This is a genomic window from Microbacterium sp. bgisy203 (assembly GCF_965345155.1).
In the GTDB taxonomy this organism is placed as follows: Bacteria; Actinomycetota; Actinomycetes; order Actinomycetales; family Microbacteriaceae; genus Microbacterium.
On record NZ_CBDRLZ010000001.1, the window covers coordinates 179,157 to 204,507 of the forward strand.

Annotated in this window: 25 protein-coding genes, 1 tRNA gene and 1 pseudogene; 7 read left to right on the forward strand and 20 right to left on the reverse strand. The window is 69.4% G+C overall.

The annotated features are described in order from the left end of the window. Window positions 1–31: 31 nt before the first annotated feature. The 3 genes from ACRVYW_RS00805 to ACRVYW_RS00815 are packed head-to-tail and all read left to right on the forward strand — an operon-like array spanning window position 32 to window position 2,515. Window positions 32–706: a DedA family protein gene (locus ACRVYW_RS00805; RefSeq protein ID WP_431800773.1), complete on the forward strand. Its 675-nt coding sequence runs from the start codon at window positions 32–34 to the stop codon at window positions 704–706. A 4-nt stretch (window positions 707–710) separates the two neighbouring features. Further along, window positions 711–1,745, forward strand: coding sequence for an App1 family protein (locus ACRVYW_RS00810; RefSeq protein ID WP_431800775.1), 1,035 nt, complete (start codon window positions 711–713; stop codon window positions 1,743–1,745). Between the two features lie 41 nt (window positions 1,746–1,786). Further along, window positions 1,787–2,515: an SOS response-associated peptidase gene (locus ACRVYW_RS00815; RefSeq protein ID WP_431800777.1), complete on the forward strand. Its 729-nt coding sequence runs from the start codon at window positions 1,787–1,789 to the stop codon at window positions 2,513–2,515. 119 nt (window positions 2,516–2,634) lie between these two features. On the opposite strand, the gene nagE is transcribed toward ACRVYW_RS00815, so the two are convergent. Together nagE and ACRVYW_RS00825 are read right to left on the reverse strand one after the other, a co-directional pair. Next, complete coding sequence (nagE, locus tag ACRVYW_RS00820) at window positions 2,635–4,671, reverse strand: N-acetylglucosamine-specific PTS transporter subunit IIBC (protein WP_431800779.1); 2,037 nt, start codon at window positions 4,669–4,671, stop codon at window positions 2,635–2,637. A 141-nt stretch (window positions 4,672–4,812) separates the two neighbouring features. Beyond that, window positions 4,813–5,622: an ABC transporter permease gene (locus ACRVYW_RS00825; RefSeq protein WP_431800781.1), complete on the reverse strand. Its 810-nt coding sequence runs from the start codon at window positions 5,620–5,622 to the stop codon at window positions 4,813–4,815. A 150-nt stretch (window positions 5,623–5,772) separates the two neighbouring features. Between ACRVYW_RS00825 and ACRVYW_RS00830 the strand changes: the two genes are divergently transcribed. Then, a complete protein-coding gene (locus ACRVYW_RS00830; protein ID WP_431801714.1) occupies window positions 5,773–6,084 on the forward strand; it encodes a hypothetical protein in 312 nt (103 codons plus the stop codon). After that, window positions 6,032–6,400 carry an ATP-binding protein gene (locus ACRVYW_RS00835; protein ID WP_431800783.1) on the forward strand — a complete coding sequence of 123 codons (369 nt, stop codon included), beginning with the start codon at window positions 6,032–6,034 and terminating at the stop codon, window positions 6,398–6,400. Before ACRVYW_RS00830 ends, ACRVYW_RS00835 begins: the two co-directional genes overlap by 53 nt. A gap of 342 nt (window positions 6,401–6,742) precedes the next feature. On the opposite strand, the gene ACRVYW_RS00840 is transcribed toward ACRVYW_RS00835, so the two are convergent. The 13 genes and pseudogenes from ACRVYW_RS00840 to rplU all read right to left on the reverse strand — a co-directional run bounded on the left by ACRVYW_RS00840 (window position 6,743) and on the right by rplU (window position 15,704). Beyond that, window positions 6,743–7,177: an arsenate reductase ArsC gene (locus ACRVYW_RS00840; protein ID WP_431800785.1), complete on the reverse strand. Its 435-nt coding sequence runs from the start codon at window positions 7,175–7,177 to the stop codon at window positions 6,743–6,745. Between the two features lie 16 nt (window positions 7,178–7,193). Beyond that, a complete protein-coding gene (locus ACRVYW_RS00845) occupies window positions 7,194–7,388 on the reverse strand; it encodes a hypothetical protein (RefSeq protein ID WP_431800787.1) in 195 nt (64 codons plus the stop codon). Window positions 7,389–7,455: 67 nt separating this feature from the next. Further along, window positions 7,456–8,421: pseudogene (gene chrA / locus ACRVYW_RS00850) on the reverse strand (chromate efflux transporter); the annotation flags it as partial. A gap of 315 nt (window positions 8,422–8,736) precedes the next feature. Beyond that, window positions 8,737–8,809: transfer RNA gene (locus ACRVYW_RS00855), tRNA-Ala, on the reverse strand. A 75-nt stretch (window positions 8,810–8,884) separates the two neighbouring features. Next, entirely contained in the window at window positions 8,885–9,259 is a 375-nt protein-coding gene (gene rsfS / locus ACRVYW_RS00860; RefSeq protein ID WP_431800789.1) for a ribosome silencing factor, read from the reverse strand. Next, window positions 9,256–10,422: a hypothetical protein gene (locus ACRVYW_RS00865; protein ID WP_431800791.1), complete on the reverse strand. Its 1,167-nt coding sequence runs from the start codon at window positions 10,420–10,422 to the stop codon at window positions 9,256–9,258. Before ACRVYW_RS00865 ends, rsfS begins: the two co-directional genes overlap by 4 nt. Next, window positions 10,419–11,015: a nicotinate-nucleotide adenylyltransferase gene (gene nadD / locus ACRVYW_RS00870; protein WP_431800793.1), complete on the reverse strand. Its 597-nt coding sequence runs from the start codon at window positions 11,013–11,015 to the stop codon at window positions 10,419–10,421. The genes ACRVYW_RS00865 and nadD overlap by 4 nt, the downstream gene beginning before the upstream one ends. Before the next feature lie 10 nt (window positions 11,016–11,025). Next, window positions 11,026–11,253, reverse strand: a complete 228-nt coding sequence (locus ACRVYW_RS00875; protein WP_431800795.1) for a hypothetical protein — start codon at window positions 11,251–11,253, stop codon at window positions 11,026–11,028. Window positions 11,254–11,293: 40 nt separating this feature from the next. Continuing rightward, window positions 11,294–12,553: a glutamate-5-semialdehyde dehydrogenase gene (locus ACRVYW_RS00880; RefSeq protein WP_431800797.1), complete on the reverse strand. Its 1,260-nt coding sequence runs from the start codon at window positions 12,551–12,553 to the stop codon at window positions 11,294–11,296. A 46-nt stretch (window positions 12,554–12,599) separates the two neighbouring features. Next, window positions 12,600–13,436, reverse strand: a complete 837-nt coding sequence (gene proB, locus ACRVYW_RS00885; RefSeq protein ID WP_431800799.1) for a glutamate 5-kinase — start codon at window positions 13,434–13,436, stop codon at window positions 12,600–12,602. Next, the gene (gene obgE, locus ACRVYW_RS00890) at window positions 13,433–14,956 is read right to left on the reverse strand and encodes a GTPase ObgE (protein WP_431800801.1); all 1,524 of its coding nucleotides are present in this window, start codon (window positions 14,954–14,956) and stop codon (window positions 13,433–13,435) included. Before obgE ends, proB begins: the two co-directional genes overlap by 4 nt. Window positions 14,957–15,122: 166 nt before the next feature. After that, entirely contained in the window at window positions 15,123–15,377 is a 255-nt protein-coding gene (gene rpmA, locus ACRVYW_RS00895; protein WP_431800803.1) for a 50S ribosomal protein L27, read from the reverse strand. Window positions 15,378–15,395: 18 nt separating this feature from the next. Beyond that, window positions 15,396–15,704, reverse strand: a complete 309-nt coding sequence (gene rplU / locus ACRVYW_RS00900) for a 50S ribosomal protein L21 (RefSeq protein WP_431800805.1) — start codon at window positions 15,702–15,704, stop codon at window positions 15,396–15,398. A gap of 179 nt (window positions 15,705–15,883) precedes the next feature. Here rplU and ACRVYW_RS00905 point away from each other — a divergent pair, with 179 nt between their 5' ends. Then, window positions 15,884–16,162, forward strand: a complete 279-nt coding sequence (locus ACRVYW_RS00905; protein ID WP_431800807.1) for a DUF4031 domain-containing protein — start codon at window positions 15,884–15,886, stop codon at window positions 16,160–16,162. A gap of 57 nt (window positions 16,163–16,219) precedes the next feature. On the opposite strand, the gene ACRVYW_RS00910 is transcribed toward ACRVYW_RS00905, so the two are convergent. Continuing rightward, window positions 16,220–18,661 (reverse strand): Rne/Rng family ribonuclease, encoded by a 2,442-nt coding sequence (locus ACRVYW_RS00910; protein ID WP_431800809.1) that lies wholly within the window; start codon window positions 18,659–18,661, stop codon window positions 16,220–16,222. 283 nt (window positions 18,662–18,944) lie between these two features. Here ACRVYW_RS00910 and ACRVYW_RS00915 point away from each other — a divergent pair, with 283 nt between their 5' ends. Then, window positions 18,945–19,562 carry a vitamin K epoxide reductase family protein gene (locus ACRVYW_RS00915; RefSeq protein WP_431800811.1) on the forward strand — a complete coding sequence of 206 codons (618 nt, stop codon included), beginning with the start codon at window positions 18,945–18,947 and terminating at the stop codon, window positions 19,560–19,562. A gap of 141 nt (window positions 19,563–19,703) precedes the next feature. On the opposite strand, the gene ndk is transcribed toward ACRVYW_RS00915, so the two are convergent. Genes ndk through ileS form a run of 4 tightly spaced genes read right to left on the reverse strand, consistent with a single transcriptional unit; the run spans window position 19,704 to window position 25,308 of the window. Then, a complete protein-coding gene (ndk, locus tag ACRVYW_RS00920) occupies window positions 19,704–20,117 on the reverse strand; it encodes a nucleoside-diphosphate kinase (RefSeq protein WP_431800813.1) in 414 nt (137 codons plus the stop codon). A gap of 3 nt (window positions 20,118–20,120) precedes the next feature. Next, window positions 20,121–20,561, reverse strand: a complete 441-nt coding sequence (locus tag ACRVYW_RS00925; RefSeq protein ID WP_431800814.1) for a DUF4233 domain-containing protein — start codon at window positions 20,559–20,561, stop codon at window positions 20,121–20,123. Beyond that, window positions 20,558–21,916, reverse strand: coding sequence for a bifunctional folylpolyglutamate synthase/dihydrofolate synthase (locus ACRVYW_RS00930; protein WP_431800816.1), 1,359 nt, complete (start codon window positions 21,914–21,916; stop codon window positions 20,558–20,560). Before ACRVYW_RS00930 ends, ACRVYW_RS00925 begins: the two co-directional genes overlap by 4 nt. After that, a complete protein-coding gene (gene ileS, locus ACRVYW_RS00935) occupies window positions 21,913–25,308 on the reverse strand; it encodes an isoleucine--tRNA ligase (RefSeq protein WP_431800818.1) in 3,396 nt (1,131 codons plus the stop codon). The genes ACRVYW_RS00930 and ileS overlap by 4 nt, the downstream gene beginning before the upstream one ends. Window positions 25,309–25,351 lie beyond the last annotated feature (43 nt).

Genomic DNA, 25,351 nt, shown 5'->3' on the forward strand with positions numbered 1-25,351 from the left:
TCAGGCTAGGGGGTGGCAATAGTCTGGACGCGTGAACGACGTTCTGACATGGCTGTTGGATGCCGTGCAGTCGGTCGATCCCGTGCTTCGCACGATCCTCGCAGGCGTCGCGATCATGTTGGAGACGAGCGTGCTGGTGGGGCTCATCGTGCCCGGCGACACGGTCGTGATCGTCGCGGCCACCGCCGTCGACACGTTCGCCGAGGGTGCGTGGCTCGTCCTGGCCGTGATCGTGGGCGCCCTCATCGGCGAGAGCATCGGCTTCTGGCTGGGACGGTGGCTAGGCCCCCGGATCCGGTTCTCGAAGCTCGGCGCGAAGATCGGCGAACACAACTGGGCGCGCTCGGAGATGTACCTGCGCCGACGCGGCGGCCCGGCGATCTTCCTCTCGCGTTTCCTGCCTGTTCTTCACTCCCTCGTGCCGTTGACCGTCGGGATGAGTGGCTTCGCCTACCGCCGGTTCCTCGCGTGGACGGCGCCCGCCTGCGTCCTCTGGGCGGCCGCCTACGTGGGTGTGGGAGCCGCGGCCGCGGGAACCTACCGCGAACTTTCCGACCGGCTGCACTCCGCCGGATACATCTTCGTCGCGATCATCGCGGTCTTCCTCGGTCTCGCGCTGCTTGCGAAGAAGCTCATCGGCCGCAGCGAGGCCCGTCACATGCACGGCGCCGACGACGCCGCCGCGGCTGACGACGTGAAAGACTGAGGCGATGTCTGCTGAGCCCGAGCCGCGCACGAATGTGCTCTGGCTCGCCCGACTGGAATACCGCTTCCACGCGTGGCGCGAGCGTCGCGCCCGCGCGCGGGGCAACCGCCCCACCGTCGCCGCGTACCCCGGCTACGGGAGCGAGGAATGGGTGCGCGTCCTCGGCCGCGCCCTCATCGTCCCGCCGGTGCCCACGCGCAATCGCGGCGAATACGCGAGCGTCCGCGGGTGGCGGGCCTTCGCGTCGGTCCCGGTCGGCTACGCACAGGTCACCGTCACGATCGACGGCGTCAGCCACGAGGTCGTCGCCGATCGCGGCGGCGTCATCGACACGGTGCTGCCGGCGCGGCTCGCCCCCGGCTGGCAGCCGGTCACGATGTCGGTCGAGGGATCGGAGCCGACGGAGACGCGGGTGTTCGTCGTCGGCAAGGAGGTCCGGTTCGGCATCGTCTCCGACGTCGACGACACCGTGATGGTGACGGCCCTCCCGCGGCCGCTCGTCGCCGCCTGGAACTCGTTCGTCCTCGACGAGCACGCCCGCCAGCCGGTTCCGGGCATGGCCGTGCTCCTCGAGCGCCTCGTCCGCGACCACCCCGGATCCCCCGTGATCTACCTGTCGACGGGGGCGTGGAACGTCGCGCCGACGCTGCAGCGGTTCCTGCGCCGGCACCTCTTCCCGCCCGGGGCGCTGCTCCTCACCGATTGGGGGCCCACGCACGATCGCTGGTTCCGCAGCGGCAAGGAGCACAAGGAGCTGAACCTGCGGCGCCTGCAGCGGGAGTTCCCCGACATCCAGTGGATGCTGCTCGGCGACGACGGCCAGCACGACGACGACCTGTACACGGCGTTCACCAGCGAGTTCCCGGGCAGCGTGCGCGCCGTAGCCATCCGCCGGCTCTCCCCCGCCGAGGCCGTGCTCGCGGGGGGCCGCACCGCGGTCAACGACCACTCGGCGGCGGGTGTGCCGTGGGTGTCGGATGAGAACGGCGCCGGCATCCTCGAGCAGCTCGCCGACGCCGGGGTCATCGAGTCCGACTGAGGCGCGGGCTTCGTGTCGGAGGCCCCGCGTAGGCTGGCGCCATGTGCGGAAGATTCGTCGTGGCAGCCAGCGGCTCGGAGCTCGTCGGCGTCCTGAGGGTGGACGTCGAAGGCGATGACCTCCCCGCGCCGTCGTACAACATCGCGCCGACCGCGCGGGTGGCGATCGTCCTCGATTCCGCGAAGACCGAGCCTCCGACGCGGCGGCTCGAGGCGGCGCGCTGGGGGCTCGTCCCGGCGTGGGCGAAAGACCCGTCGATCGGGGCGAAGGCCTTCAACGCGCGTGCGGAGGAGGTCGAGGACAAGCCGATGTTCCGCCAGGCGCTCATCAAGCGCCGAGCGGTGGTCCCGGCATCCGGCTACTACGAATGGCACACCGAGGGCGGGGTGAAGACGCCGTACTACATTCACCCGGCGGACGACGCTCCGCTCTACTTCGCGGGGCTCTACGAGTGGTGGAAAGATGCCGACAAGCCCGACGACGACCCCAGTCGCTGGCTCCTGAGCTTCACGATCATGACCCGTGAGGCGACCGGAGCGCTCGGCTCGATCCACCACCGGATGCCGCTGTTCATCGACGCCGACTACGCCGACGTGTGGCTCGATCCCACGACCGACAACGTCGGCGACCTCCTCGACGCGACGATCGACGCCGCGCCCGACATCGTCGACTCGCTCTCGATGCGCGAGGTCGGGCGCGACGTCGGCAACGTACGGAACGACTCCCCCGCGCTCATCGAGCCGGTGGGCGGAGACTCATCGAGGGACTGAGACTCATCGAGGGACTGAGACTCATCGAGGGACTGAGGCTCATCGAGGAACTGAGGCTCATCGAGGAACTGATCGAGCCGGTGGGCCGGCGCCGAGCGCCCACCCACCGGCTCGACAGCTCATTCGAAGGTGACCGTCGCGTCTTCGTTGTTGAGGACGATCACCGGCGTCACAGCCGACAGACCTGCGGCACGGATCTTCTCCGGATCGAACCGGATCAGCGGCGTGCCCGCCGTGACCTTCTGACCGGCCTCGACCAGGGTCTCGAAACCGTCTCCCTTGAGGCCCACCGTGTCGATGCCGACGTGGATGAGCAGTTCCGTCCCGTCATCGAGCACGAGCCCGATGGCGTGGCCGGTCGGGAACACCGACGCGACGGTCGCATCCGCCGGCGCGACGATCGTGTCGCCGGTCGGGTCGACCGCGATGCCGGGGCCCATCGTTCCCGCCGCGAACATCGGGTCGGGAACGTCGGCGAGGGGCACGACCGCCCCCTCCACGGGTTGGCGAAGCGTGACAGTCGACGAGGGGGCCGCCGCCGCGCGTGCTTCGCGACGTGTCGTCGCCCGCTCCTTCTCCTCGGCGGCGGCACCGGCGGCGATCCCCGCTGAGGCCACGCTCGGAACGCCGATCATGGTCGCCGCGCCGGCGAGAGCGCCGGTCTGCGACGCCGTCGCGCCTTCGAGGGCCTCGATGCGGTCCGTACGTCCCGACATCAGGTCCTCCATGGCATCCTTCACGAACTGCACGTTGAGCCCGTAGACCACCTGCACCGAGTGACCGCCCGGCTTGATCGTCCCGGCAGCGCCCGCGCGCTTGAGCGCTTGCTCGTCGACCTTCGAGGTGTCGGCGATCTCCATGCGCAAACGCGTCGCGCAGTTGTCGAGGTCGGTGATGTTCTCCTTGCCGCCGAGGGCCGCGATGAACTGATCGGCCGTCAGGTGATAGCCCGTGAGGTCCGACGCGCGCTCGGCGGCGACCTCGAGATCGTTGTCGTCCTCGCGACCCGGTGTCTTCAGGTTGAAGCGCTTGATCACGAAGTAGAACGTGAAGAAGTAGATGAAGAACCACGCGACGCCCATGAGGAGGAGGATCCACGGGTTTTGTGCGAGCGGGTTCGTCCATTGCAGCACCATGTCGATGAAGCCGCCCGAGAAGCCGAAGCCCAATCGCGTCGGCAGCCATGCCGCGAGTCCGACCGAGATCCCGGTGAAGACGGCGTGGATCAGGTAGAGCCACGGCGCGAGGAACATGAACGAGAACTCGAGCGGCTCGGTGACGCCGACGAAGAACGACGCGACGGCAGCGGAGAGCATGATGCCGTAAGTGACCTTCTTGCGGGTCGTCTTCGCGGTCATGTACATCGCGAGTGCCGCGCCGGGCAGACCGAACATCATCACCGGGAAGAACCCGGCCATGTACTGGCCGGTGACGCCGTACACGCCGTCGCCCTTATCGCCGGCGAGGAAGTTCACGAGGTCGTTGATGCCGGCCACGTCGAACCAGAACACCGAGTTCAGCGCGTGGTGGAGGCCGGTCGGGATGAGCAGGCGGTTGAAGAAGCCGTACAGGCCGGCACCGAACGGGCCGAGGGTCGAGATCCACTCACCGAACGTGACGAGACCCGTGTAGACGAGCGGCCAGATGAACATCAGCACAACGGCGACGACGAGCGAGAGACCGGCGGTCACGATCGCGACCGAACGCTTGCCGGAGAAGAACGACAGCGCGTCGGGGAGCTTGGTGTGTTTGAACTTGTTGTAGCACCACGCCCCGATCAGACCCGCGATGATGCCGACGAAGACGTTCTGGACCTTACTGAACGCCGCATTCACGTCCTCGATGTTCTCGATGCCCATGAGCTTCTGGATGGTCGTCGGCGACAGCAGGGTCGTGATCGTCAGCCACGAGACGAGGCCCGCGAGCGCGGATGTGCCGTCGGTCTTGTTCGCCATGCCGATCGCGACGCCGACGGCGAACAGCAGCGGCATGTTGTCGAGCAGCGCGCCGCCGGCGGCGCCGAGGAAGGCCGAGACGACGTTGTCTCCGCCCGTCGCGCTCGAGATCCAGTACGAGATGCCCGAGAGGATCGCCGCGACCGGCAGCACCGCCACCGGGAGCATGAGCGATCGGCCCAGGCGTTGGAAGAACTTCATACCGACTCCACTCGTCGAACGGACGGGTGCGGTCCACCCGTCATCGATATGACGGTAGCGATGCGCGGGCAAAACGTACAGCAATCACTCAGGAAAGCCTGCGAGTCGGGGCGGTTCTCGAGACGCCGGCCCCAGGAGGGCTCAGCTGCTCAGCGCCGCCGTCGGCGGCGTACGGGCGGCGCGGACGGCGGGGTAGAGCCCCGCGATCGCGCCGATCACGAGAGTGGCGAGCACCCCGACACCCACGACGACGGGCGAGACCGCGAGCGGCCAGCCGTTGATCGCGGCGAACGTCGCCGTCACGCCGATTCCGATCGCCGCTCCGAGCACGCCACCGAGGCCCGACAGCAACAGAGCTTCCGCGAGGAACTGCCGTCGGATGTGCGCTCGGGTTGCCCCGAGCGAGCGTCGCAGACCGATTTCACGGCGCCTCTCCAGCACCGAGATGATCATCGTGTTCGCAACGCCGATGCCGCCCACGAGGAGCGCGACGGAACCGAGGCCGACGAGAAGTCCCGTGAATGCCTGATCGGCGGCATACTTCGCCGCCAGCGCGTCCGACGGCCGTGACACCTTCACATTCTGCGGGGCCTCGGGGCTGACGGTGCCGGGGAGGAGTTCGCGCACCTGTGCGATCGTCTGCTCCGTCGATCGTTCGTACACGGTCGTCGGGCTGCCGTCGAAGCCGAACAGATCCTTCGCGGCGGGGATGCCGACGAACGCGCCCATGTCGAGTTCCGGCGCGAGCGCCGACGGCTCCATGATGCCGATCACCGTGACGTACTGTCCGCCCAGCCACACCTGGGTGCCGGTCGTGACGACACCGAGGATCTTCGCGGCATCCGCCCCGAGCACCACCGTGGGGTACGTGTCGGTCGCGTCGTTGAACCACGTGCCGACGGCGAGATCGGTCGCGGTGACCTTCAGCAGGTCGAGGTCGGCGGCGCTCACCGTGCGCCGGTCGCGGCGGGGTCGGTGAGGGCCGAGCGGTAGACGTTGACGCCCTTGAGCAGGCCGGTGGATCGGTCCTTCTCAGCCTCGCAGCGTTTCGCCGCGAATGCGTCCCACGAACTGCAGACGCCGCTGGCGGCGACGCAGACGATGCTCGAGGTCGCTCTCGCCGACCCCGACGCGGATGCCGTGCAGCTGCGCGCCGTGGCGTCGCGCGTTCTCGAGACGAATCGGCGTAGCATCGAGACGGTTGCGGCCCTCCTCGATCTCGCAGAGCTCGACGAACGCGCTATCGGGCATCATCCGGTCGACGCCGTTCCGCTCGTCCGGTCCGCCCTGAGCGAGGAGCAGTCGGGGATCGAGGCGAGGAGCCTCACGGTCCTCGACGACCTGCCCCCCCTCGCTGCAGATGTCGGCGGACGCGGTCCTTCTGCGCCAGGCGGTGTCGAACTTGGTCCGTAACGCCGTGCGTCACAATCTCGACGGCGGCGAGCTACGGCTGCGGGCAATCGAGGCCGGAGATGTTCGCGTCCTGATCATCGAGAACACCGGCGTCGTCCTCACACGGGACCTGGTCGATTCGCTCGCCGAGCCGTTCGTCCGCGGTGTGGGCCGGATCGCCGGCGATCGAGGTCACGGCCTCGGTCTCGCAATCGTCAAGAGCGTTGCACGCGCCCTCGGCGGCGAGCTGCGTCTGACACCGCGCGAGGGCGGCGGCCTTGTGGTCGAGCTGGAGATGCCATCCGCACCTGAGAGCGCGACGCGCCTTCACCCATGATCCGCGCGATGTGACAGAAGGCCAGCGGCAGGAAGGCATCTCGCTGAGGCCGGCCTTGTGACGACTCGCCGAATGACCGCAGGAGACATCGTCGCGCAAACGGCCTACGAGCACGGCGAATGAGCAACCAGTATCGGCCGACGTCTTGGCTTCTCGACCCACACTGGTCTGAAGGCGATCAAGCACATGGCGAGCGAGACGTGAGTCGCGAACGCGGAGCCGCATCCACGCCCTCTGTTCGCCGGAAGTGGACAAGCTTCTCCTCCGACTCAGGAGCGATCGCGTTCAACCATCGCAGCCCGACTGGTCGCCAGCCAGATGAGGGACAGGAGCGTCGAGCAGTCAGTAGACGTCGCCGGATGCGTTCGGCTCGTCCGACGCCGGGGAGAGCTCTCGGATGAGGCGTTCCACGTGTTCCCGGATGTCGTTGCGGATGCGTCGCACGATGTCGAGCGGTTGTCCGGCGGGGTCGTCCAGGGCCCAGTCCTCGTAGCGTTTGCCGGGCACGATCGGACAGGCATCGCCGCATCCCATGGTGATGACAACGTCGGCTTGTCGCACGTCGTCGACGGTGAGTAGCGCGGGCGCGCCGGTGGTGATGTCGATGCCCTCTTCGCGCATCGCCTCGATGGCGACCGGATTGAGCTGGTCGGCGGGATCGGATCCCGCGGATCGAACATCGATGCGATCGCCGGCGAGCCCCGCGAGGTAACCGGCAGCCATCTGGGATCGACCGGCGTTGTGGATGCAGACGAACAGGACGGTGGGGCGTGACATGGTGACTCCGGAGCGTTCAGGCGGGCGAAGCGGCCGGGAGGAGCGCGACGACCGGCCCTCCGAGCGCCCCGACGAGCACGACGGCCCAGGGCGGCAGATGCCAAGCCGTCAGGAGGACGAAGCATATCAGCGCGAGGCAGAACGGGCCCGGGCCGGTGATCGCGGTCGTAAACACCGGCGTGTAGAGCGCGGCCGCCAGGATGCCGACCACCGCGGCACCTGCCCCCCCGCATCGCCGCCTGCATCCCGCGGCGTGCACGCAAGGCGTTCCAGAACGGGAGAATGCCGACGAGCAGGAGGAATCCGGGCAGGAAGCTGGCGACCAGCGCGATGACCGCTCCCCACGCGCCGCCCGGGCCGATGTCGGAGACAGCGCCGAGATAGGCGGCGAAAGTGAAGAGCGGTCCGGGCACCGCTTGCGCGGCACCATACCCCGCCAGGAACCCCTGCGGCGTCACCCATCCGGGGTCGACCACTCCGGCCTGCAGCAGCGGCAGCACGACGTGGCCTCCGCCGAACACCAGGGCGCCGGCCCGGTAGAAGGCGTCGAAGAGGCGGACGCCGCCGACCTCGGTCGCACCGGCGGCGAGCGGAGTGGTGACAAGTAGGGCGCTCCACAGCACGAGACACGCGATCGCGACCCCGCGCCGGACGGGGAATCGAAGCGATCCGAGAGGCGTGACGTCCGCGCGGCACAGGATCAGCCCCGCGATTGTGCCGAGGGCAATCGAGGCGACCTGGCCGATGGCGCCGGGGGCGGCCAGCGCGATCACCGCAGCGACGGCGGCGAGGGAGGCCCGGGTGCGGTCGGGAGTCAGGGTCCGCGACATCCCCCACACGGCTTGCGCGACGATCGCTACCGCGACGATCTGCAACCCCGCCAAAACGCCTCGCAGGGTCGGATCATCGAAGAACGATGCTCCGTAGGCGAAGGCGAACATGAGCAGCGCCGAGGGTGCGGTGAAGCCCAAGAATGCCGCGAGGGCGCCTCGGCCGCCGGCGCGATGCAGCCCGATCCCGAAGCCGACCTGGCTGGATGCGGGACCCGGCAGGAACTGGCACAAGGCGACCAGATCGCCGTAGTCGGCATCCTCCAGCCACCCTCGTCGTTCGACGAGCTCGGATCGGAAGTAGCCCAAGTGGGCGATCGGGCCGCCAAAGCACGTCAGCCCGAGCTTCAGGAACACGAGGAACACCTCGAGCGCAGAGCCGCGGGGCGCAGCGGGCGCGGGCGTCTCCGTCATCCGCGCCTCTCCCGCTCGACTGTCGTCACGGCCGGGGAGACTATCAGGTGCCGGAGAACACCGGGCGAGGGAAGCCTTTCCAGCGGGTGGGCAGCAGACATCTCACGGACTCGTTCCGAGACGATCATCGCCTCAACTCCGGTGTCCGAAAAAGCGGGTCAGGCTCCCATTGCCTGGTCAGCAGGTGAGAAGGCGCGGTCCGCAGTTCTCGCGGCGCGCCCACGGAAGCGGACGGGTGCGATCGAACCTGGTGCCGACAACCAAAGCAAACGCCCGAGCAGACACTCTCGCGTGTCTGATCGGGCGTTCGATCGGTGGACCTGAGGGGACTCGAACCCCTGACCCCCTGCATGCCATGCAGGTGCGCTACCAGCTGCGCCACAGGCCCATTCTCTGGGCGTTCACCGCTCTCGCGGCAACCCTTCGATGCTACTACATCTCGTGAGCGGCGACGAACCGGCGCTCACCCGGGCGCGTCGGCGACGACGCCCGTCTCGATGAGCGGCGTGTCTTTCCAGAGCCTCTCCAGCCCGTAGAACACGCGCTCCTGCTCGTGGAAGACGTGGACGACGAGATCGCCGAAGTCGATGAGGATCCACCGCGCTTCGCTCTTCCCCTCCCGCCGCAGTCGCTTGACGCCTTCCTCGAGCATCGCCTCTTCGACCGCGTCGGCGATCGCGGCGACGTTCCGCTCGCTGTTTCCGGTCGCGAGGAGGAAGGCATCCACCAGCGGCAGCGGATCGGAGACGTCGAAGGCGACGAGATCCTCCGCACCCTTGTCGTCGGCGGCCTTCGCCGCGATGCGGACCAGTTCGCGCGTACGTTCGTTCGCCGTCATCCGAGGGCTCCTGTCACGAGGCCGACGATCAGCACGCCGATCAGCGCGATGGCGAGGGCGCCCGCGGTGATGCCGAGGACGACCATCAGCCGACTGCCCTTCTCGGGCGCGGGCGGTTTGATGATGTCTTCGGCGCTCTTGATCGTGCTGATCGCCGAGCTCGCCGCGATCGGTGTGGGCGAGGATGCCGGGGGCAGCTCGCCGTCGACGAGGATCGCGTCGATCTCTTTGCCGTCGGAGGACCCGCGCGATGTTCCTGTCGAGCCGAACGAATCCGGCAGCTTGTACGTCCCGGTGATGAGGACCTCGCCGGTCGCAGCGATCGGCGAGGTGAACGCGCCGGTGTCGGGCGTCTGCGACAGGATGAGCGCGTTCGAGGCGCCTACCGAACCCGTCGTCGCACTTCCACGCGTCAGGAGCTGGTCGAAGGATGCCGGCAGTTCGATCTCGACGCCCTCACCCTTGAGCACTCCCGCGCCGAACGTCGGCGCGACGACGGGGCGCTCGGCGGACTCCTCGTCAGCGGACGCCTCCTCGGCAGGCGCTTCTTCAGCGGGCACGTCCTCGGCGGAGATCTCCTCCGGTTCTGCCTCGTCGGAGGCGTCGGAGGTGCCGTTGGTGACCTCGTCGAGTGTGGTCTCGACGTCGGGCGCCTCGCTTTGCGCGTCTGCGAGCTCCTTCGCGGCCTGCTCGGCCTCGACCTGGGCCTCGGCCTCGGCCTCGGCGTCTGCCTCAGCCTCGACTTCCGTCTCGGTCTCGGTCTCGGCCTCCGACCCCGGAAGCCCGGCGACGAGAGCTGGCGCACCGGCATCCTCACCCTGCGCCGCCTCGTCGGCGTCCGCACTCGCGGGGACGTCGCCCTCCGCGCCGTCCCCTGACGGAACGGCCTCGATCACCGGAACGGATGCCGTGCGCAGCCGCTCCTGCTGGCGCGCTTCACGACGCGTCAGGGCCGGCGCATCGAGGTCGACGGCGGCGGCAGCGGGAGCCTCTTCGACGACGACGGGCTCGGCGGCACGCGGAAGCGGCGCGACGACGGGCGCCGCCGTAGCTGCGGCCTCGGCTTCCTCAGGGGTGATGATGGGATTCGACGCGGTGTTGCGCAGTTCGCGCAGCTGACGCCGGGTCAGCTGCGGAGTCTCGGGCTGATCGGGTGTGCTCATGCCTCGCTCCGGTAGAGGTGGTGCTTCGCAATGTATTGGACGACACCGTCGGGGACGAGGTACCACACCGGGTTTCCCGCACGAACGCGCGCGCGGCAGTCGGTCGACGAGATCGCGAGGGCCGGGATCTCGAGGAGGCTCACGTCCTCGGTCGGCAACCCCTCGGTGCTGAGAACGTGCCCGGGGCGTGAGACAGCGACGAAGTGCGCGAGGTCCCAGAGCTCGTCATGGTTGCGCCAACTGAGGATCTGCGCGATCGCGTCGGCGCCGGTGATGAAGAAGAGCTCCGCGTCGGGACGTGCCGTTCTGAGATCGCGCAGGGTGTCGATGGTGTAGGTCGGTCCCTCGCGGTCGATGTCGACGCGGCTGACGGTGAACTGCGGATTGGATGCCGTGGCGATCACCGTCATGAGGTAGCGGTGCTCCCCCTCGGTGACCTTCTCCTTCTGCCACGGGCGACCGGTAGGCACGAAGACGACCTCATCGAGATCGAACGACTGCGCGACTTCGCTCGCGGCCACGAGGTGACCGTGATGGATCGGGTCGAACGTACCGCCCATGACCCCGATACGCGGGGCGCGAGTGGACTCCATGGGGCAGGCCTCAGTGGTGGCCGTGGCCCACCTGCGCCTGGTCGACGGGGTGCGCCTTGGCGTACGCCTCGGCCTTGGGAGAGTGACGGTTGGCGACGTTGCGGTACGAGAAGGTTACGGCACCGAGCACGAGGAAGACGACGAACGCGATGACGCCGAAGATGAACGTCTCCGCCTGGACGTTGCCGTGGTGCTCGGTCGTCTCTGCGGCGAGGGCGACGATCGTGGCGAGGGTCATGCGGGCTCCGTTCGGTTCGGGTGAGTCAAGTTTATGCGGTTCAGCCGCGGATCTGCCCGGTGCCGCGCGCAAGCCACTTGGTACTCGTCAGTTCCGGCAGTCCCATCGGACCGCGCGCGTGCAGTTTCTGCGTGGAGATGCCGACCTCGGCGCCGAAGCCGAACTCGCCGCCGTCGGTGAACCGCGTCGAGGCGTTCGCCATGACGACGGCGGAGTCGACCTCGGCGAGGAATCGCTCGGCGTTCGCATCATCGGCGGTGATGATCGATTCGGTGTGGTGCGTCGAGAAGCGACGGATGTGGGCGAGCGCCTCGTCGAGATCGTCGACGACCTTCATCGAGAGGTCGAGGCTCATGTGTTCGGTGGCCCAGTCGTCATCGTTCGCCGGGACGGCGGCGGCGACGAGGGCACGGACGGCGTCGTCGCCGTGGATCGTGACCCCGGCATCCGTCAGGGCGGCCGCCACGGGAGGGATCAGTCGCTCGGCGGCGTCCCGCACCACGAGCACGGTCTCGACGGCGTTGCAGACACTGGGACGCTGCGTCTTGGCGTTCACGACGATGTCTTCTGCCCACTCGAGGGGGGCGGACGCGTCGAGCACGATGTGGACGACGCCGGCCCCCGTCTCGATCACGGGGACGGACGACTGCGTGACCACCGTCTCGATCAGCTCGGCGCTCCCCCGCGGCACGAGCACGTCGACCAGCCCGCGCGCCTGCATGAGCGCGTTCGCACCCTCACGGCCGAAGTCGTCGACCGTCTGGATGGCCTCGGGGTCGATCCCCTCATCGGAGAGCGCTCCGCGCATCGCGTCGACGAGCGCGCGATTGCTCGACTGTGCGGCGGTGCCGCCGCGGAGGACCACCGCATTCCCGGACCGCAGCGCCAGCGCGGCGATGTCGACCGTCACGTTCGGGCGGGCTTCGTAGATCGATCCGACGACGCCGAACGGGACGGAGACCTTCTGCAGGTGGACGCCGCTCGGCAGCGTGCGCTCGTCGAGGACGCGACCGACGGGGTCGGGGAGCTCGGCGACGTCCCGCACCGCGCGCGCGAGTGCCGCGACGCGCGTCTCGTCGAGACGGAGGCGGTCGAGCAGACCCGCGGAGAGACCGTTCTCCGTACCGCGGGCGAGGTCGTCGGCATTGGCGGCGATGATGTCGGCGGAGGATGCCTCTAGTGCGGCGGCGATCGCGCGCAGAGCCCGAGCCTTGTCGGCGTCGCTCAGCAGGGCGACCGAACGGGCGGCATCCTTCGCGCGCTCCATGCGTTCGCGCGCGGTGGTCGCGGTGACAGTCATCCCGTCAGTGTATCGAGGGCCTGGAGCGTCTCGGGGCCCGGGTCGCTCAGCCGCGCGCCGGCGCCACGGGGATGGAGCCGGTACCGGAGGCGGGCACCGCGTGCGGGTCGGGGGCGAACCAGGTGCCGATCGGTGCACCTTCGAGCGCTTCGACGACGAGGTCGGCGCTCGTCACGAGCACGCCGACGCCCTCCGCCGCGGCGAGCTTCGCTGCCGACACCTTCGTCGCCGCTCCCCCGGTGCCGACGCTGTTGACGACGACGGAGCCGAACTCGAACCCGGCGAGGTCGTCGCCGAAGGCGACCGTGTCGATGGGGCGGGCGCCCGGCTCGCTCGGCGGCCTCGTGTACAGGCATTCGATGTCGCTGAGGAGCACGAGCGCATCGGCACCGATGAGCGCCGCGACCAGCGCGGCGAGACGGTCGTTGTCGCCGAACCGGATCTCGTGGGTTGCGACGGTGTCGTTCTCGTTGACGATCGGGAGGATGCGCAGGCCGAGGAGCCGCTCCATGGCGCGACGCGCGTTGGAGCGGTGCGTCGGGTTCTCGAGGTCCCCGGCGGTGAGGAGTACCTGGCCCGCGACGATCGCGAAGGGGCGGAGGGCGTCCTGGTAGCGGTAGATGAGGACGTTCTGCCCGACGGCGGCCGCCGCCTGCTGGGTGGCGAGGTCGACGGGTCGCTCATCGAGTGCGAGGTACGGCATACCGGTCGCGATGGCGCCGGACGAGACGAGGACGACCTCGGTGCCGCGCGCGTGCGCGGCCGCGAGCGCTTCGACGATCGGCTGGATCTTGCCGGCGTTCTCGCCGCTGATCGACGATGAGCCGACCTTCACCACGACGCGGCGCGCCCCGGCGATGCCCGCACGATCCGAGATGCTCACGACTCGTCGCTCTCCACCCACTCGTCGTCCCAGTCCGCCGTCGTGGCGAGTCGTTCGCTCTCGAGCTCGGCCCGGGCCTCCGCCTTGGCATCCATGCGCTCGTGATAGCGCTCACGGCGCTGCGAGGTCGTGCGGCGGGGGTTGAGGTCGAGGCGCGGATCGGTACCGCGCGGGGCCGTCATGAGCTCGGCGGCGGACGACAGCGAGGGATGCCAGTCGAACACGACCGCGTCGCCTTCGCCGATGACGACCGTCGACCCGGCGACGGCGCCGACGCGATAGAGCTCGTCTTCGACGCCGAGCTTCTCGAGCCGGTCGGCGAGGAAGCCGACGGCTTCTTCGTTCTGGAAGTCGGTCTGCTGCACCCAGCGCACGGGCTTCGCGCCGAGGATGCGGTAGACGTTGCCGTACGTTCCGCCCTCGACGCGGATCTCGAACTCGCGCTCGGAGCCCTGCGGGCGGATGATGACGCGCTCGGGGGCGGGCGCGGACTCCTGCTCGATGCGGTGCCGCGCGACGATGTCGGCGAGGGCGAAGGTCAGCGGGCGCAGGCCCTCGTGACTCACGGTCGAGATCTCGAAGACGCGGTAGCCGCGCTCTTCGAGCTCGGGACGGACCAGATCGGCGAGATCCTTCGCCTCCGGAACGTCGACCTTGTTCAGCGCAACGAGCTGGGGGCGCTCGAGCAGCGGGATCTGCCCTTCCGGCACGGGGTAGTTGCCGAGCTCTTCGAGGATGACGTCGAGGTCGCTCAGCGGGTCGCGACCCGGCTCGAGGGTCGCGCAGTCGAGGACGTGGACGAGCGCGGTGCAACGCTCGACGTGGCGGAGGAACTCAAGGCCCAGACCCTTGCCCTCGCTCGCGCCCTCGATGAGGCCGGGCACATCGGCGACGGTGTAGCGCACGTCGCCGGCCTGCACCACGCCGAGGTTCGGGTGCAGCGTCGTGAAGGGGTAGTCGGCGATCTTGGGCCGCGCGGCGGAGATCGCGGCGATGAGGCTGGACTTGCCCGCCGACGGGTAGCCGACGAGCGCAACATCGGCGACCGTCTTCAGCTCGAGGACGACATCGCCCTCCCAGCCGGGCGTGCCGAGCAGCGCGAAGCCCGGGGCCTTGCGCTTCGGGTTCGCGAGGGCCGCGTTGCCGAGGCCGCCCTGCCCGCCGGGCGCCGCGACGAACCGCATGCCGGGGACGATCAGATCGGCGAAGGTCTCGCCGTCGGCATCCTTCACCACGGTGCCGACGGGAACGGCGAGCTCGAGGCTCTCTCCCATCGCACCGGAGCGGTTGTCGCCCATGCCGAAGCCACCGTTGCCGGCGGAGCGGTGCGGCGAGTGGTGGTACGAGAGAAGGGTCGTCACCTGCGGGTCGGCGACCAGCACGACGTCACCGCCGTGTCCCCCGTTTCCGCCGTCGGGGCCGGCGAGGGGCTTGAACTTCTCGCGGCGCACCGAGACGCAGCCGTTGCCGCCCTTGCCGGCACGCAGGTGCAGCGTCACTCGATCGACGAACGTGACCATGAGCTCTCCTTCGCGGTCGGGGCGGTTCTGGCCGTCGGGTCTCCCCCACGGTCCGCCTATGAAAAAGTGACGGGACGGGTCATCGGAGGATCTCCGATGGGGCCCGCCCCGTCACGAATGCTGTGTGTGCGTGAGCGCAGTGACTACCGTGTGCGCGTACGCGGGGTCACTCGGCGGTGACGATGTTGACGATCTTGCGGCCGCCCTTCGCGCCGAACTCGACCGCACCGGCGGCGAGGGCGAACAGCGTGTCGTCGCCACCGCGGCCGACGTTCGCGCCGGGGTGGAAGTGCGTGCCGCGCTGACGGACGAGGATCTCGCCGGCGAGGACCTGCTGGCCGCCGAAGCGCTTCACGCCCAGTCGCTGGGCGTTGGAGTCACGACCGTTACGGGTGGAGCTTGCGCCCTTTTTGTGTGCCATCTCTGCGCCTTTCGAGACTTACTTGATGCCGGTGATCTTGACGCGCGTGAGGTCCTGACGGTGGCCCTGGCGCTTCTTGTAACCGGTCTTGTTCTTGAACTTCTGGATCACGATCTTCGGGCCGCGCTCCTCGCCGAGGACCTCGGCGGTGACGGTCATCTTCGCGAGCTTGTCCGCGTCGGTCGTGACGGTGTCGCCGTCGACGAACAGCACGGCGGGCAGCTCGAGCTTCTCGCCGACCTTGGCCTTCTGACGATCGAGAACGACGATCGTGCCGACCTCGACCTTCTCCTGCCGGCCGCCGGCGCGCACAACTGCGTAAACCACTTCACACCTGTTTCTTCTGTGGAGCGCACGGCTCCGGTTGTCCTGCGGAACGGAAAGTCCCTGACGAGTCTGCGAGCGCGGAGGCAGAACCTCGACGCACCAAGCGACTACTCTACCGGATGCCGGGGCAAGGGGCAAAAGCGCGCCCCGGGCGTGTCGCGGGTTCGTACGATGGAGGGATGGCGATCCTTGTCGATGACGCGCGCTGGCCCGCGCACGGCCGGCTGTGGGCACACCTGGTCACCGACACCGATCTGGATGAGTTGCACGCCTTCGCTGCGGCGAACGGCATTCCTCGACGCGCGTTCGACCTCGATCACTACGACGTGCCGGGCGATGCTCTCCCCCGCCTCGTCGCCGCCGGCGCTGAGCATGTCAGCGGTCACGAGCTCGTCCGCCGCCTCATCGCGTCGGGGCTGCGGGTGACGGCCCGCGAGCGTCGCGCACCCCGCCGCTGATCGAGTGCGCCGGCGGGGTCGCGCATCCCCTGGCTGATCGAGATCGCCGCGGCGGGACTACGCCTCCGACGGGCCCGACTCGCCGGGCGTCGCGGCGACCGGCGTGCCGCTGAGCGCCGCCGTCGTCACGCGGCGACGGCCGCGACCCTGACCGGGCGCCTTGGGCTCGGGCAGCGCGCTGAGGACGGAGTCGAGCAGCAGGTCCTTCTCCGTCTTCGGAGCGGATGCCGAGGCATCCGCCTTCTCTCCGCGTGCGCCGCCTTGGCGGCCCTCGCCGCGCTTGCGACGCGGCTTCTTGACGGGCTCGGCGGGCGTCTCGGCCACCTCGACGACGCCGGCGTTCACGGCGTCGACCTCATCGGCGGGGGTGTGGATCGTGGAGGCCGCGATCGCCGCGAGGGCCGACTTCGCGCCCTCGGTGATGACGTGCGTGCCGCCGTTACCCGAGCCGTTCGACCCGGAGGGCGACGAACCCTGCCGGGAGCGGCGACCGTTACCCGAGCCGTTCGACTGCGCGGGGCCGCGGTGCTTCACGACCGGGTCGTGGTGGACGATGACACCGCGACCGGCGCACACTTCGCACGGCTCGCTGAAGGTCTCGAGGAGCCCGAGACCCAGCTTCTTGCGGGTCATCTGGACGAGCCCGAGCGAGGTGACCTCGGCGACCTGGTGCTTCGTCCGGTCGCGGCTCAGGCACTCGATGAGGCGGCGTAGCACGAGATCGCGGTTCGACTCGAGGACCATGTCGATGAAGTCGACGACGATGATACCGCCGATGTCGCGCAGCCGCAGCTGGCGGACGATCTCCTCGGCCGCCTCGAGGTTGTTCTTCGTGACGGTCTCTTCGAGGTTGCCGCCCGAGCCGACGAACTTGCCCGTGTTGACGTCGACGACCGTCATCGCCTCGGTGCGGTCGATGACGAGCGAGCCGCCGGAGGGCAGCCAGACCTTGCGGTCGAGCGCCTTCTCGATCTGCTCCGTCACGCGGAAGCGGTCGAAGGGATCCTGCTCGTCCTCGTACTTCTCCACGCGCTCGAGGAGGTCGGGGGCGACGGCGGCGAGGTAGGACGTGATGGTCTGGTAGGCATCCTCGCCCTGGATGAGCATCTTCGAGAAGTCCTCGTTGAAGACGTCGCGGACGATCTTGACGAGCAGATCCGGCTCGGAGTGGAGGAGCGCCGGCGCCTGGATCGACTCGACCTGGCTGGAGATGTTCTCCCACTGCGCGGTGAGGCGCTGCACGTCACGCGTCAGCTGCTCTTCGGTCGCGCCCTCGGCCGCGGTGCGGACGATCACGCCGCTCGACTCGGGGAGCACCTCCTTGAGGATGCGCTTGAGGCGCGCGCGCTCGGTGTCGGGAAGCTTCCGCGAGATGCCGTTCATCGCTCCGCCGGGCACGTACACGAGGTAGCGGCCCGGAAGCGAGATCTGGCTCGTGAGGCGGGCGCCCTTATGCCCGACCGGGTCTTTGGTGACCTGGACGAGGACGCGGTCGCCGGACTTCAGCGCGAGCTCGATGCGACGGGGTTGGTTGCCGGTCTCGACGGCATCCCAATCGACCTCGCCGGAGTAAAGGACGGCGTTGCGCCCCCGGCCGATGTCGACGAACGCGGCCTCCATCGAGGGGAGCACGTTCTGAACGCGGCCGAGGTACACGTTGCCGATGAGCGAGGACTCCTGGCTGCGCGCAACGTAGTGCTCGACGAGCACGTTGTCCTCGAGCACGGCGATCTGGATGCGCCCGTTCTTCGAGCGCACGATCATGTCGCGGTCGACCGCCTCGCGGCGCGCGAGGAACTCCGCCTCGGTGACGACCGTGCGGCGCCGGCCCGCCTCACGGCCGTCGCGGCGACGCTGCTTCTTCGCCTCGAGACGGGTCGAGCCCTTGATGCGCTGCGGCTCGGTGATGAGCTCCACCGCGCGCTGACGCGGCTGACGACCCCCGCGGGCCTCGCCGGACTCATCACCGTCGGATGCCTGTCCCCCGCCGCCACGGCGACGGTTGCGGCGACGGGCGCTCGACCCGGACTCACCGCCCTGCTCGTCGCGTGCGTCGTCGCCCTGACCCGGGCGGGCGGGGAGGGCCACGACTTCGGGCGCGTAGAACATGAGCTGGGTCGACACCTGCGAGACGAACTCGGCAGGGAGCAGGCCGAGCGAGACCGCCGTGAGCGGTTCCGGCTCGGCGGGAGACTCGGGCTCGGCGGGACGCTCGGGCTCGGCGGCCTCCGCATCCCGAGTCTCGGGCTCGGCGGCCTCCGCAGTCGCGTCGGCGACGCCCGCGGGAACCTCGGTCAGGGCGTCGAGCGCCTCGTCGACGAGGGCGTCGGGCGCGATCTCCACGTCGACCACGGACTCGTCGATGATCTCCTCGCCGGCGACCAGCGCGTCGGCATCCGCCTGCGCGTCGTCCGCACCGGAGGCGGGCACGCCGTCGGTCAGCTCAGCGGAGCCGTCGAGGTGTGCGGGATCCGTGTGTTCATTGTGCTCATCGGCCATCTCTGGCTTACTCCTAGCGGGCGGCTCCGCGGGCCTGCCCGGGCAAATCTGGCGGTGACGCTCCGGTCCGGAGGTACCGCGAACTCATACGGTCTGCAGCCTCACCCGCACCGTGGCGGGGGTCGTGCTGCCAAGGGCGTTCATCGCCCGAAGTCTTCTGTGATGCCGGCTCTGCGGAGCGGCCGCGAGGAGCATCGGCCCTCATTATTCCACTATCGCGCCTGAAATGCGCAGATCACGACCGCTCGGCGGCGGCATAGGGAGCGGATGCCATAATCGCGGCATGCCTCCCCGCACCATCGACGCGCGCCCCCGCGGCCTCGCCGTCTGGCTCGTCATCGCCGGCGTCATCGGCTGGATCGCGGCCTTCGCGCTGACCGTCGAGAAGTTCCACGCCCTCGCCGACCCGAACGCGGGGCCGGCATCCTGCGATTTCAGCATCATCGTGCAGTGCACCGCGAACCTCGACTCGTGGCAGGGCAGCGTCTTCGGATTCCCGAACCCGATTCTCGGTCTCACCGGGTGGGTCGCGCCGATCGTCGTCGGAATGGCGGTGCTCGCCGGTGCGCGCTTCGCGCGCTGGTTCTGGTGGCTGTTCGCGGCCGGCATCACGTTCGCGTTCGGGTTCGTGCTGTGGCTCATCAGCCAGTCGATCTACGTGCTCGGGACCCTTTGCCCCTGGTGCATGGTGACGTGGCTCGTGACGATTCCGACGTTCTACGCCGTGTGGGTCTTCATGTTCCGCGCCGGCGTCGTGTCCGACGCGCCCAAGACGAGGGCCGCCGGGCGCGCGATGACGCCGTGGGTGCCGCTCATGGCGCTCGTGTCCTACGCGATCGTGCTGCTCCTCGCGCAGTTCCGCCTGGACGCCATTCCCCAGCTCATCGACGTCATCTTCTGACCCGTCGACGTCTGAGTCGGCGGCGCAGATCGCGCTGTGCGCGGGAAGGGTCGGCGCACATCGTCGGCATCCACCGTGGTGACGACGATCTGCGCCGACGAGACCCTGTCGGCGCCTCTCGGCACAAGGCGCCGACGGGTGTCAGAACCAGATGGCCAGCTCGCGCGCCGCCGACTCCGGGCTGTCGCTGCCGTGCACGAGGTTCTGCTGGACCTTCAGGCCCCAGTCGCGGCCGAAGTCGCCGCGGATCGTCCCGGGGGCGGCGGTCGTCGGGTCGGTCGTGCCCGCGAGGGAGCGGAAGCCCTCGATGACGCGGTTCCCCGCGAGGCGGATGGCGACCGACGGACCGGACATCATGAATTCGACGAGCGGCTCGTAGAACGGCTTGCCGGCGTGCTCCTCGTAGTGCTGCTCGAGGAGTTCCCGGTCGGGCTCGACGAGCTTGATGTCGACGAGCGCGTAGCCCTTCGCCTCGATGCGGGCGAGGATCGCGCCGGTGAGGCCGCGTGCGACGCCGTCAGGCTTGACGAGGACGAGAGTCTCTTCGGTGGGCATGTGTCAGTCTCCGTTCGTTGCGGCGCGCGCCGCGTTGCGGCGGTCGAGCGCTCCGCCTTTGATCGTCGCATACGCGTACATGGCGCCGAAAATGAGGCCCACGAGCCCGAGCGCGGGCACCCAGATGGCGCCGAGCACGACGACGAGCTGCCAGAACCACCCGAGCGCGATGCCCCACCGATACCGGAGGACGCCCGTCGTGGCGATCATGAGGACGGCCAGGACGCTCCCCAGCACGATTCCCCACCAGGCGGGGATGCCGGCGGGCAGCGCGTCGAGCCCGTAGAGCGCGAGGCCGCCGAGAAAGACGACGATCGCCTCGAAACCGAGGACGACCGAAGCGAGAGACTCCGCGGCGCCGCGGGCGCGACGCGAGCGCCGGACGGGTCGCCCGGCGGCTGCGGCAGGCCCGGATGCCTGGGGCGCGTCGGATGCGTCGCTCACGCCTGCCACCCGTCCTTCCAGTCCTCGTCCGCCGCAAGCTGCATCGCTTGACCGGCAAGAACGACGCTGCCCGCGATCACGACGGCCCGACGATCGGACGACGCTGCCCACTCGCGCGCGGCGTCGGCGGCGTCGGCGAGGTCGCGGTGGACCGTGACTTGCGCGCCCGCTGCCTCGGCGAGGTCGGCGATCGCATCGGGCTCGGCGGCGCGCTCGGACTCCGGCGCGGTGGCGAAGAGGTGCGTCGCGACGGGCGCGACGGTCTGCACGATGCCCGCGAGGTCCTTGTCGGTGAACGCGCCGAGGACGATGCCCCACTCGTCGAAGTCGAACGAGTCGGCGAGGGCCGCGACCAGTGATCGTGCGCCGTGCGGGTTGTGGGCGCTGTCGACGAGCACGGTGGGTGCGACGCCGACGAGCTGGAGGCGGCCGGGCGAGGTGACCTCGGCGAGGCCTTCGGCCACGGCATCCGGAGCCAGTCCCTGCTCCGCCCCGCCGATGAGCGACTCGACCGCGACGATCGCGAGCGCCGCGTTGTGCCCCTGGTGAGCGCCGTAGAGCGGCAGGTACAGGTCGTCGTACCGACCGGCGAGCCCGCGCACGGAGATCTGCTGACCGCCGACCGCGAGGCGCTGATCGGTGAGCTCGAACCCCTGCCGCGGGCCCTCGAACGCGACGGAGGCGTCGACCTCCTGCGCGCGGGCGAGGATCGCGCGGGCGGCATCCGGGTGCTGCACGGCGGAGACGACGGCGGCACCGGGCTTGATGATCCCCGCCTTGACCGACGCGATCTCGCCGATCGTGTCGCCGAGCCGGTCGGCGTGGTCCAGGTCGATCGGAGCGAACACGGCGACGTCGCCGTCGGCGGTGTTCGTCGAGTCCCACGACCCGCCCATCCCCACTTCGATCACCGCGACGTCGATGGGTGCGTCCGCGAACGCGACGAAGGCGAGCACGGTCAGCAGCTCGAAGAACGTCAGGGGCGCGTCGCCGGATGCCTCGAGCTCCGCATCGACCAGGCCGACGAACGGCTCGATCTCCTCCCACGCCGCGGCGACGAGCGCGTCGTCGATGGGCTCGCCATCGATCACGATCCGCTCTGTGAAGCGCTCGAGGTGCGGGCTCGTGAACAGGCCCGTCCGCAGGCCGTGCGCGCGCACGATCGATTCGATCATGCGCGCCGTCGAGGTCTTGCCGTTGGTGCCCGTGATGTGGACGACGCGGTAGGTCTTCTGCGGGTCGTCGAGCAGTTCGAGGACGCGCTGCGTGCGCTCGACGCGGGGCTGCACCCACTGCTCCCCCTGCCGCAGGAGGAGCGCCTCGTAGACGGCGTCGGCGCGGGAGCGATCGCTCATGCGGTGTCTCCGATCCGGGTGACGGCGACGGAGAATCCGCCGGCATTGGCGTAGGTTCGTGCGGCGACGGATGCCGTGTACTCCGCATCGACGGTCTCGGCCGCGGCGAGGAGCGAGCCCTCGCCGACGAGCGCCTCGCCGCCGGGGGCGACGACCGCGTAGTCGAGGGCGAGCGTCTCACCCGCGACGTCGGCCGCGTCGAACGCCGAGGCGACGGCGCGGGCGTCGTCGTCGTCGTCGAAGAGCAGCTGCAGGCGGATACGGTCGCTGACGTCGAAGTCGGCGGCGCGGCGCGTCTCTTGCACGGCGCGGATCACGTCGCGCGCGAGACCCTCGGCCTCGAGCTCGGGCGTCGTCGTCGTGTCGAGGAGCACGAAGCCGCCGTCCGCGAGAAGTGCGATGGCTGTTCCCTCGGCGATGTCGCCGGCCTCGAGGGTCAGATCGTACTCGCCTTCCTCCAGCGCGACGCCGTCGACGACGACCACGCCGTCCTCGACGCTCCAGACACCCGAGCGGGCACCCGCGATGACGTGCTGGACCTGCTTGCCGAGGCGCGGGCCGGCCGCCCGCGCGTTGACCGAGAGGCGCTGGCTGATGCCGTACTGCTCGGCGAGACCGTCGGTGAGCTCAACGAGGCGCACTTCCTTGACGTTGAGCTCGTCGCGCACGATGTCCTCGAACGGCGCGAGGGCATCGGCGTCGTGCACGGCGACCGTGAGCTGCGGCAGCGGCAGCCGCACGCGCTTGCCCTCCTTCTTGCGGAGGGCGTTCGCGACGCTCGACACCTCACGGACGGCATCCATCGCGGTACGGATCTCGGGCGAGGCGGGGAACGCTGAGGCATCCGGCCAGTCGGTCAGGTGGACGCTGCGGCCGCCTGTCAGTCCCTGCCAGATGCGCTCGGAGACGAGCGGAATGAGGGGGGCTGCGACGCGGGTCAGCGTCTCGAGCACCGTGTAGAGCGTGTCGAAGGCCTCGGCGCTCGCGGGGTCGTCGGTCACCCCCACCCAGAACCGGTCGCGGGAGCGGCGGATGTACCAGTTCGTCAGCGCTTCGGCGAAGTCGCGCAGGCGCGCGGCCGCCGTCGTCGAGTCGAGCGCGTCGAGGTCGGCGGCGACATCGCGGACGAGGTCGCCGAGGAGCGCCAGGATGTATCGGTCGAGGACGTCCGTCGAGTCGGTGCGCCACTGCGCTTCGTAGCCCGAACCGTCCGAACCGCCGGCGGCGTTGGCGTACGTAGCGAAGAAGTACCACGCGTTCCACACCGGCAGGAGGAACTCCCGTACGCCCGCGCGGATGCCCTCCTCCGTCACGATCAGGTTGCCGCCGCGGAGGACCGACGAGGCCATCAGGAACCAGCGCATCGCGTCGGAGCCGTCGCGGTCGAAGACCTCGCTCACATCGGGGTAGTTCCGGAGCGACTTCGACATCTTGAGCCCGTCGCTGCCGAGCACGATGCCGTGGCAGGCGACGCCCGAGAACGCGGGGCGCCCGAACAGCGCGCCGGAGAGCACGTGCATGACGTAGAACCAGCCCCGCGTCTGCCCGATGTACTCGACGATGAAGTCGGCGGGCGAATGCGTGTCGAACCACTCGCGGTTCTCGAACGGGTAGTGCACCTGCGCGTACGGCATGGAGCCCGAGTCGAACCACACGTCGAAGACGTCCTCGATGCGGCGCATCGTGGACTGGCCGGTCGGATCGTCGGGGTTCGGCCGGGTCAGCTCGTCGATGAACGGACGGTGCAGGTCGACCTCGCCCGCCTCGTTCGTCGGCAGGCGGCCGAAGTCGCGCTCGAGGTCGGCAAGGGAGCCGTACACGTCGACGCGCGGGTGCTCGGGGTCGTCGCTCTTCCACACCGGGATGGGCGAGCCCCAGAAGCGGTTGCGGCTGATCGACCAGTCGCGCGCGCCCTCGAGCCACTTGCCGAACTGCCCGTGCTTGACGTTCTCGGGCGCCCAGGTGATCTGCTCGTTGTAGGCGAGCAGGTCGTCCTTGATCTCCGTGACGCGCACGAACCAACTCGACACGGCCTTGTAGATAAGGGGGTTCCGGCAGCGCCAGCAGTGCGGGTAGGAGTGCTCGTAGGATGCCTCGCGGAGCAGGCGCCCTTCGGCCTTCAGCAGTCGGATGAGCGGGCGGTTGGCATCCATCCACAGCTCGCCGGCGACGTCGGTGACCTGCGGCAGGAAGCGTCCGCCGTCGTCGAGACTCATGATGAGCGGGATGCCGGCGGCGCCCGTCACCCGCTGGTCGTCCTCACCGTAGGCGGGAGCCTGGTGGACGATGCCCGTGCCGTCGGTCGTCGTGACGTAGTCATCGACGAGAATGCGCCACGCGGTGCCGGTGCCCCAGACGTCCTCGTCCGCGTAGTAGTCGAAGAGCCGGTCGTAGTGGACGTCGGCGAGCTCGGTTCCGAGGAGCGTGCGCTCGACGGCATCCGCCGCCTCGGCCGCGCTCTCGTAGCCGAGCTCCTTCGCGTGGCCCGCGAGGAGCTCGGCGGCGAGCAGGTAGCGGTGCGCGGCGGCGGACTCGGTGTCGTCGCCCGCGGGGACGTCTGCCGCGCCGAGCGGGCCGGCGGGCACGACGACGTACGAGATGTCGGGGCCGACGGCGAGGGCGAGGTTCGTCGGGAGGGTCCAGGGCGTCGTGGTCCACGCGAGCGCGCGGACGCCGGTGAGGCCGAGCGCCTCGGCCTTCTGCCCGACGAGGGGGAAGGTGACGGTGACGGACGGGTCCTGACGCATCTTGTAGACGTCGTCGTCCATGCGCAGTTCGTGGTTCGACAGCGGGGTCTCGTCACGCCAGCAGTAGGGCAGCACGCGGTAGCCCTCGTAGGCCAGGTTCTTGTCCCACAGGGTCTTGAACGCCCAGAGCACCGACTCCATGTAGGTCACATCGAGCGTCTTGTAGCCGCGCTCGAAGTCGACCCAGCGCGCCTGGCGGGTGACGTAGTCCTCCCACTGCTCGGTGTACTCGAGCACCGACTCCTTCGCCTTCTCGTTGAACGCGGCGATGCCCATCTCGACGATCTCGTCCTTCTCGGTGAGCCCGAGCTGCTTCATCGCCTCGAGCTCGGCGGGAAGCCCGTGCGTGTCCCACCCGAAGACGCGATCGACCTTCTTGCCGCGCATCGTCTGGAACCGCGGGAAGAGATCCTTGGCATACCCGGTGAGCAGGTGTCCGTAGTGCGGCAGGCCGTTCGCGAACGGCGGGCCGTCGTAGAAGACCCACTCCTCGGCGCCCTCGCGCTGCGAGATCGACGCGCGGAACGTGTCGTCCGCCGCCCAGAAGGCGAGCACCTCGCGCTCGATCTCGGGAAAGCGCGGGCTCGGCGAGACGCTGTCGGCGGCGGGACCGAAAGCGGAAGTCGAAGGGCGAGGGTAGGTCATGTCACTCCAGCAGGTGCATTGCGTGCGTTCCTGCGAGGACGAT

What these genes read in the sequence shown, in the direction of transcription:
- nagE (WP_431800779.1), bottom strand. Translation starts at nt 4,671, where the DNA reads ATGAAGTTCTTCCAACGCCTGGGCCGATCGCTCATGCTCCCGGTGGCG.
- ACRVYW_RS00830 (WP_431801714.1), top strand. Translation starts at nt 5,773, where the DNA reads ATGCTCGAGGTCGCTCTCGCCGACCCCGACGCGGATGCCGTGCAGCTG.
- ACRVYW_RS00875 (WP_431800795.1), bottom strand. Translation starts at nt 11,253, where the DNA reads ATGACCCTCGCCACGATCGTCGCCCTCGCCGCAGAGACGACCGAGCAC.
- ndk (WP_431800813.1), bottom strand. Translation starts at nt 20,117, where the DNA reads ATGCCCACCGAAGAGACTCTCGTCCTCGTCAAGCCTGACGGCGTCGCA.
- ACRVYW_RS00880 (WP_431800797.1), bottom strand. Translation starts at nt 12,553, where the DNA reads ATGACTGTCACCGCGACCACCGCGCGCGAACGCATGGAGCGCGCGAAG.
- ACRVYW_RS00930 (WP_431800816.1), bottom strand. Translation starts at nt 21,916, where the DNA reads ATGAGCGATCGCTCCCGCGCCGACGCCGTCTACGAGGCGCTCCTCCTG.
- ACRVYW_RS00865 (WP_431800791.1), bottom strand. Translation starts at nt 10,422, where the DNA reads ATGAGCACACCCGATCAGCCCGAGACTCCGCAGCTGACCCGGCGTCAG.
- rsfS (WP_431800789.1), bottom strand. Translation starts at nt 9,259, where the DNA reads ATGACGGCGAACGAACGTACGCGCGAACTGGTCCGCATCGCGGCGAAG.
- obgE (WP_431800801.1), bottom strand. Translation starts at nt 14,956, where the DNA reads ATGGTCACGTTCGTCGATCGAGTGACGCTGCACCTGCGTGCCGGCAAG.
- ACRVYW_RS00810 (WP_431800775.1), top strand. Translation starts at nt 711, where the DNA reads ATGTCTGCTGAGCCCGAGCCGCGCACGAATGTGCTCTGGCTCGCCCGA.
- ileS (WP_431800818.1), bottom strand. Translation starts at nt 25,308, where the DNA reads ATGACCTACCCTCGCCCTTCGACTTCCGCTTTCGGTCCCGCCGCCGAC.
- ACRVYW_RS00915 (WP_431800811.1), top strand. Translation starts at nt 18,945, where the DNA reads ATGCCTCCCCGCACCATCGACGCGCGCCCCCGCGGCCTCGCCGTCTGG.
- ACRVYW_RS00905 (WP_431800807.1), top strand. Translation starts at nt 15,884, where the DNA reads ATGGCGATCCTTGTCGATGACGCGCGCTGGCCCGCGCACGGCCGGCTG.
- ACRVYW_RS00910 (WP_431800809.1), bottom strand. Translation starts at nt 18,661, where the DNA reads ATGGCCGATGAGCACAATGAACACACGGATCCCGCACACCTCGACGGC.
- ACRVYW_RS00840 (WP_431800785.1), bottom strand. Translation starts at nt 7,177, where the DNA reads ATGTCACGCCCCACCGTCCTGTTCGTCTGCATCCACAACGCCGGTCGA.
- nadD (WP_431800793.1), bottom strand. Translation starts at nt 11,015, where the DNA reads ATGGAGTCCACTCGCGCCCCGCGTATCGGGGTCATGGGCGGTACGTTC.
- ACRVYW_RS00835 (WP_431800783.1), top strand. Translation starts at nt 6,032, where the DNA reads ATGTCGGCGGACGCGGTCCTTCTGCGCCAGGCGGTGTCGAACTTGGTC.
- ACRVYW_RS00815 (WP_431800777.1), top strand. Translation starts at nt 1,787, where the DNA reads ATGTGCGGAAGATTCGTCGTGGCAGCCAGCGGCTCGGAGCTCGTCGGC.
- rpmA (WP_431800803.1), bottom strand. Translation starts at nt 15,377, where the DNA reads ATGGCACACAAAAAGGGCGCAAGCTCCACCCGTAACGGTCGTGACTCC.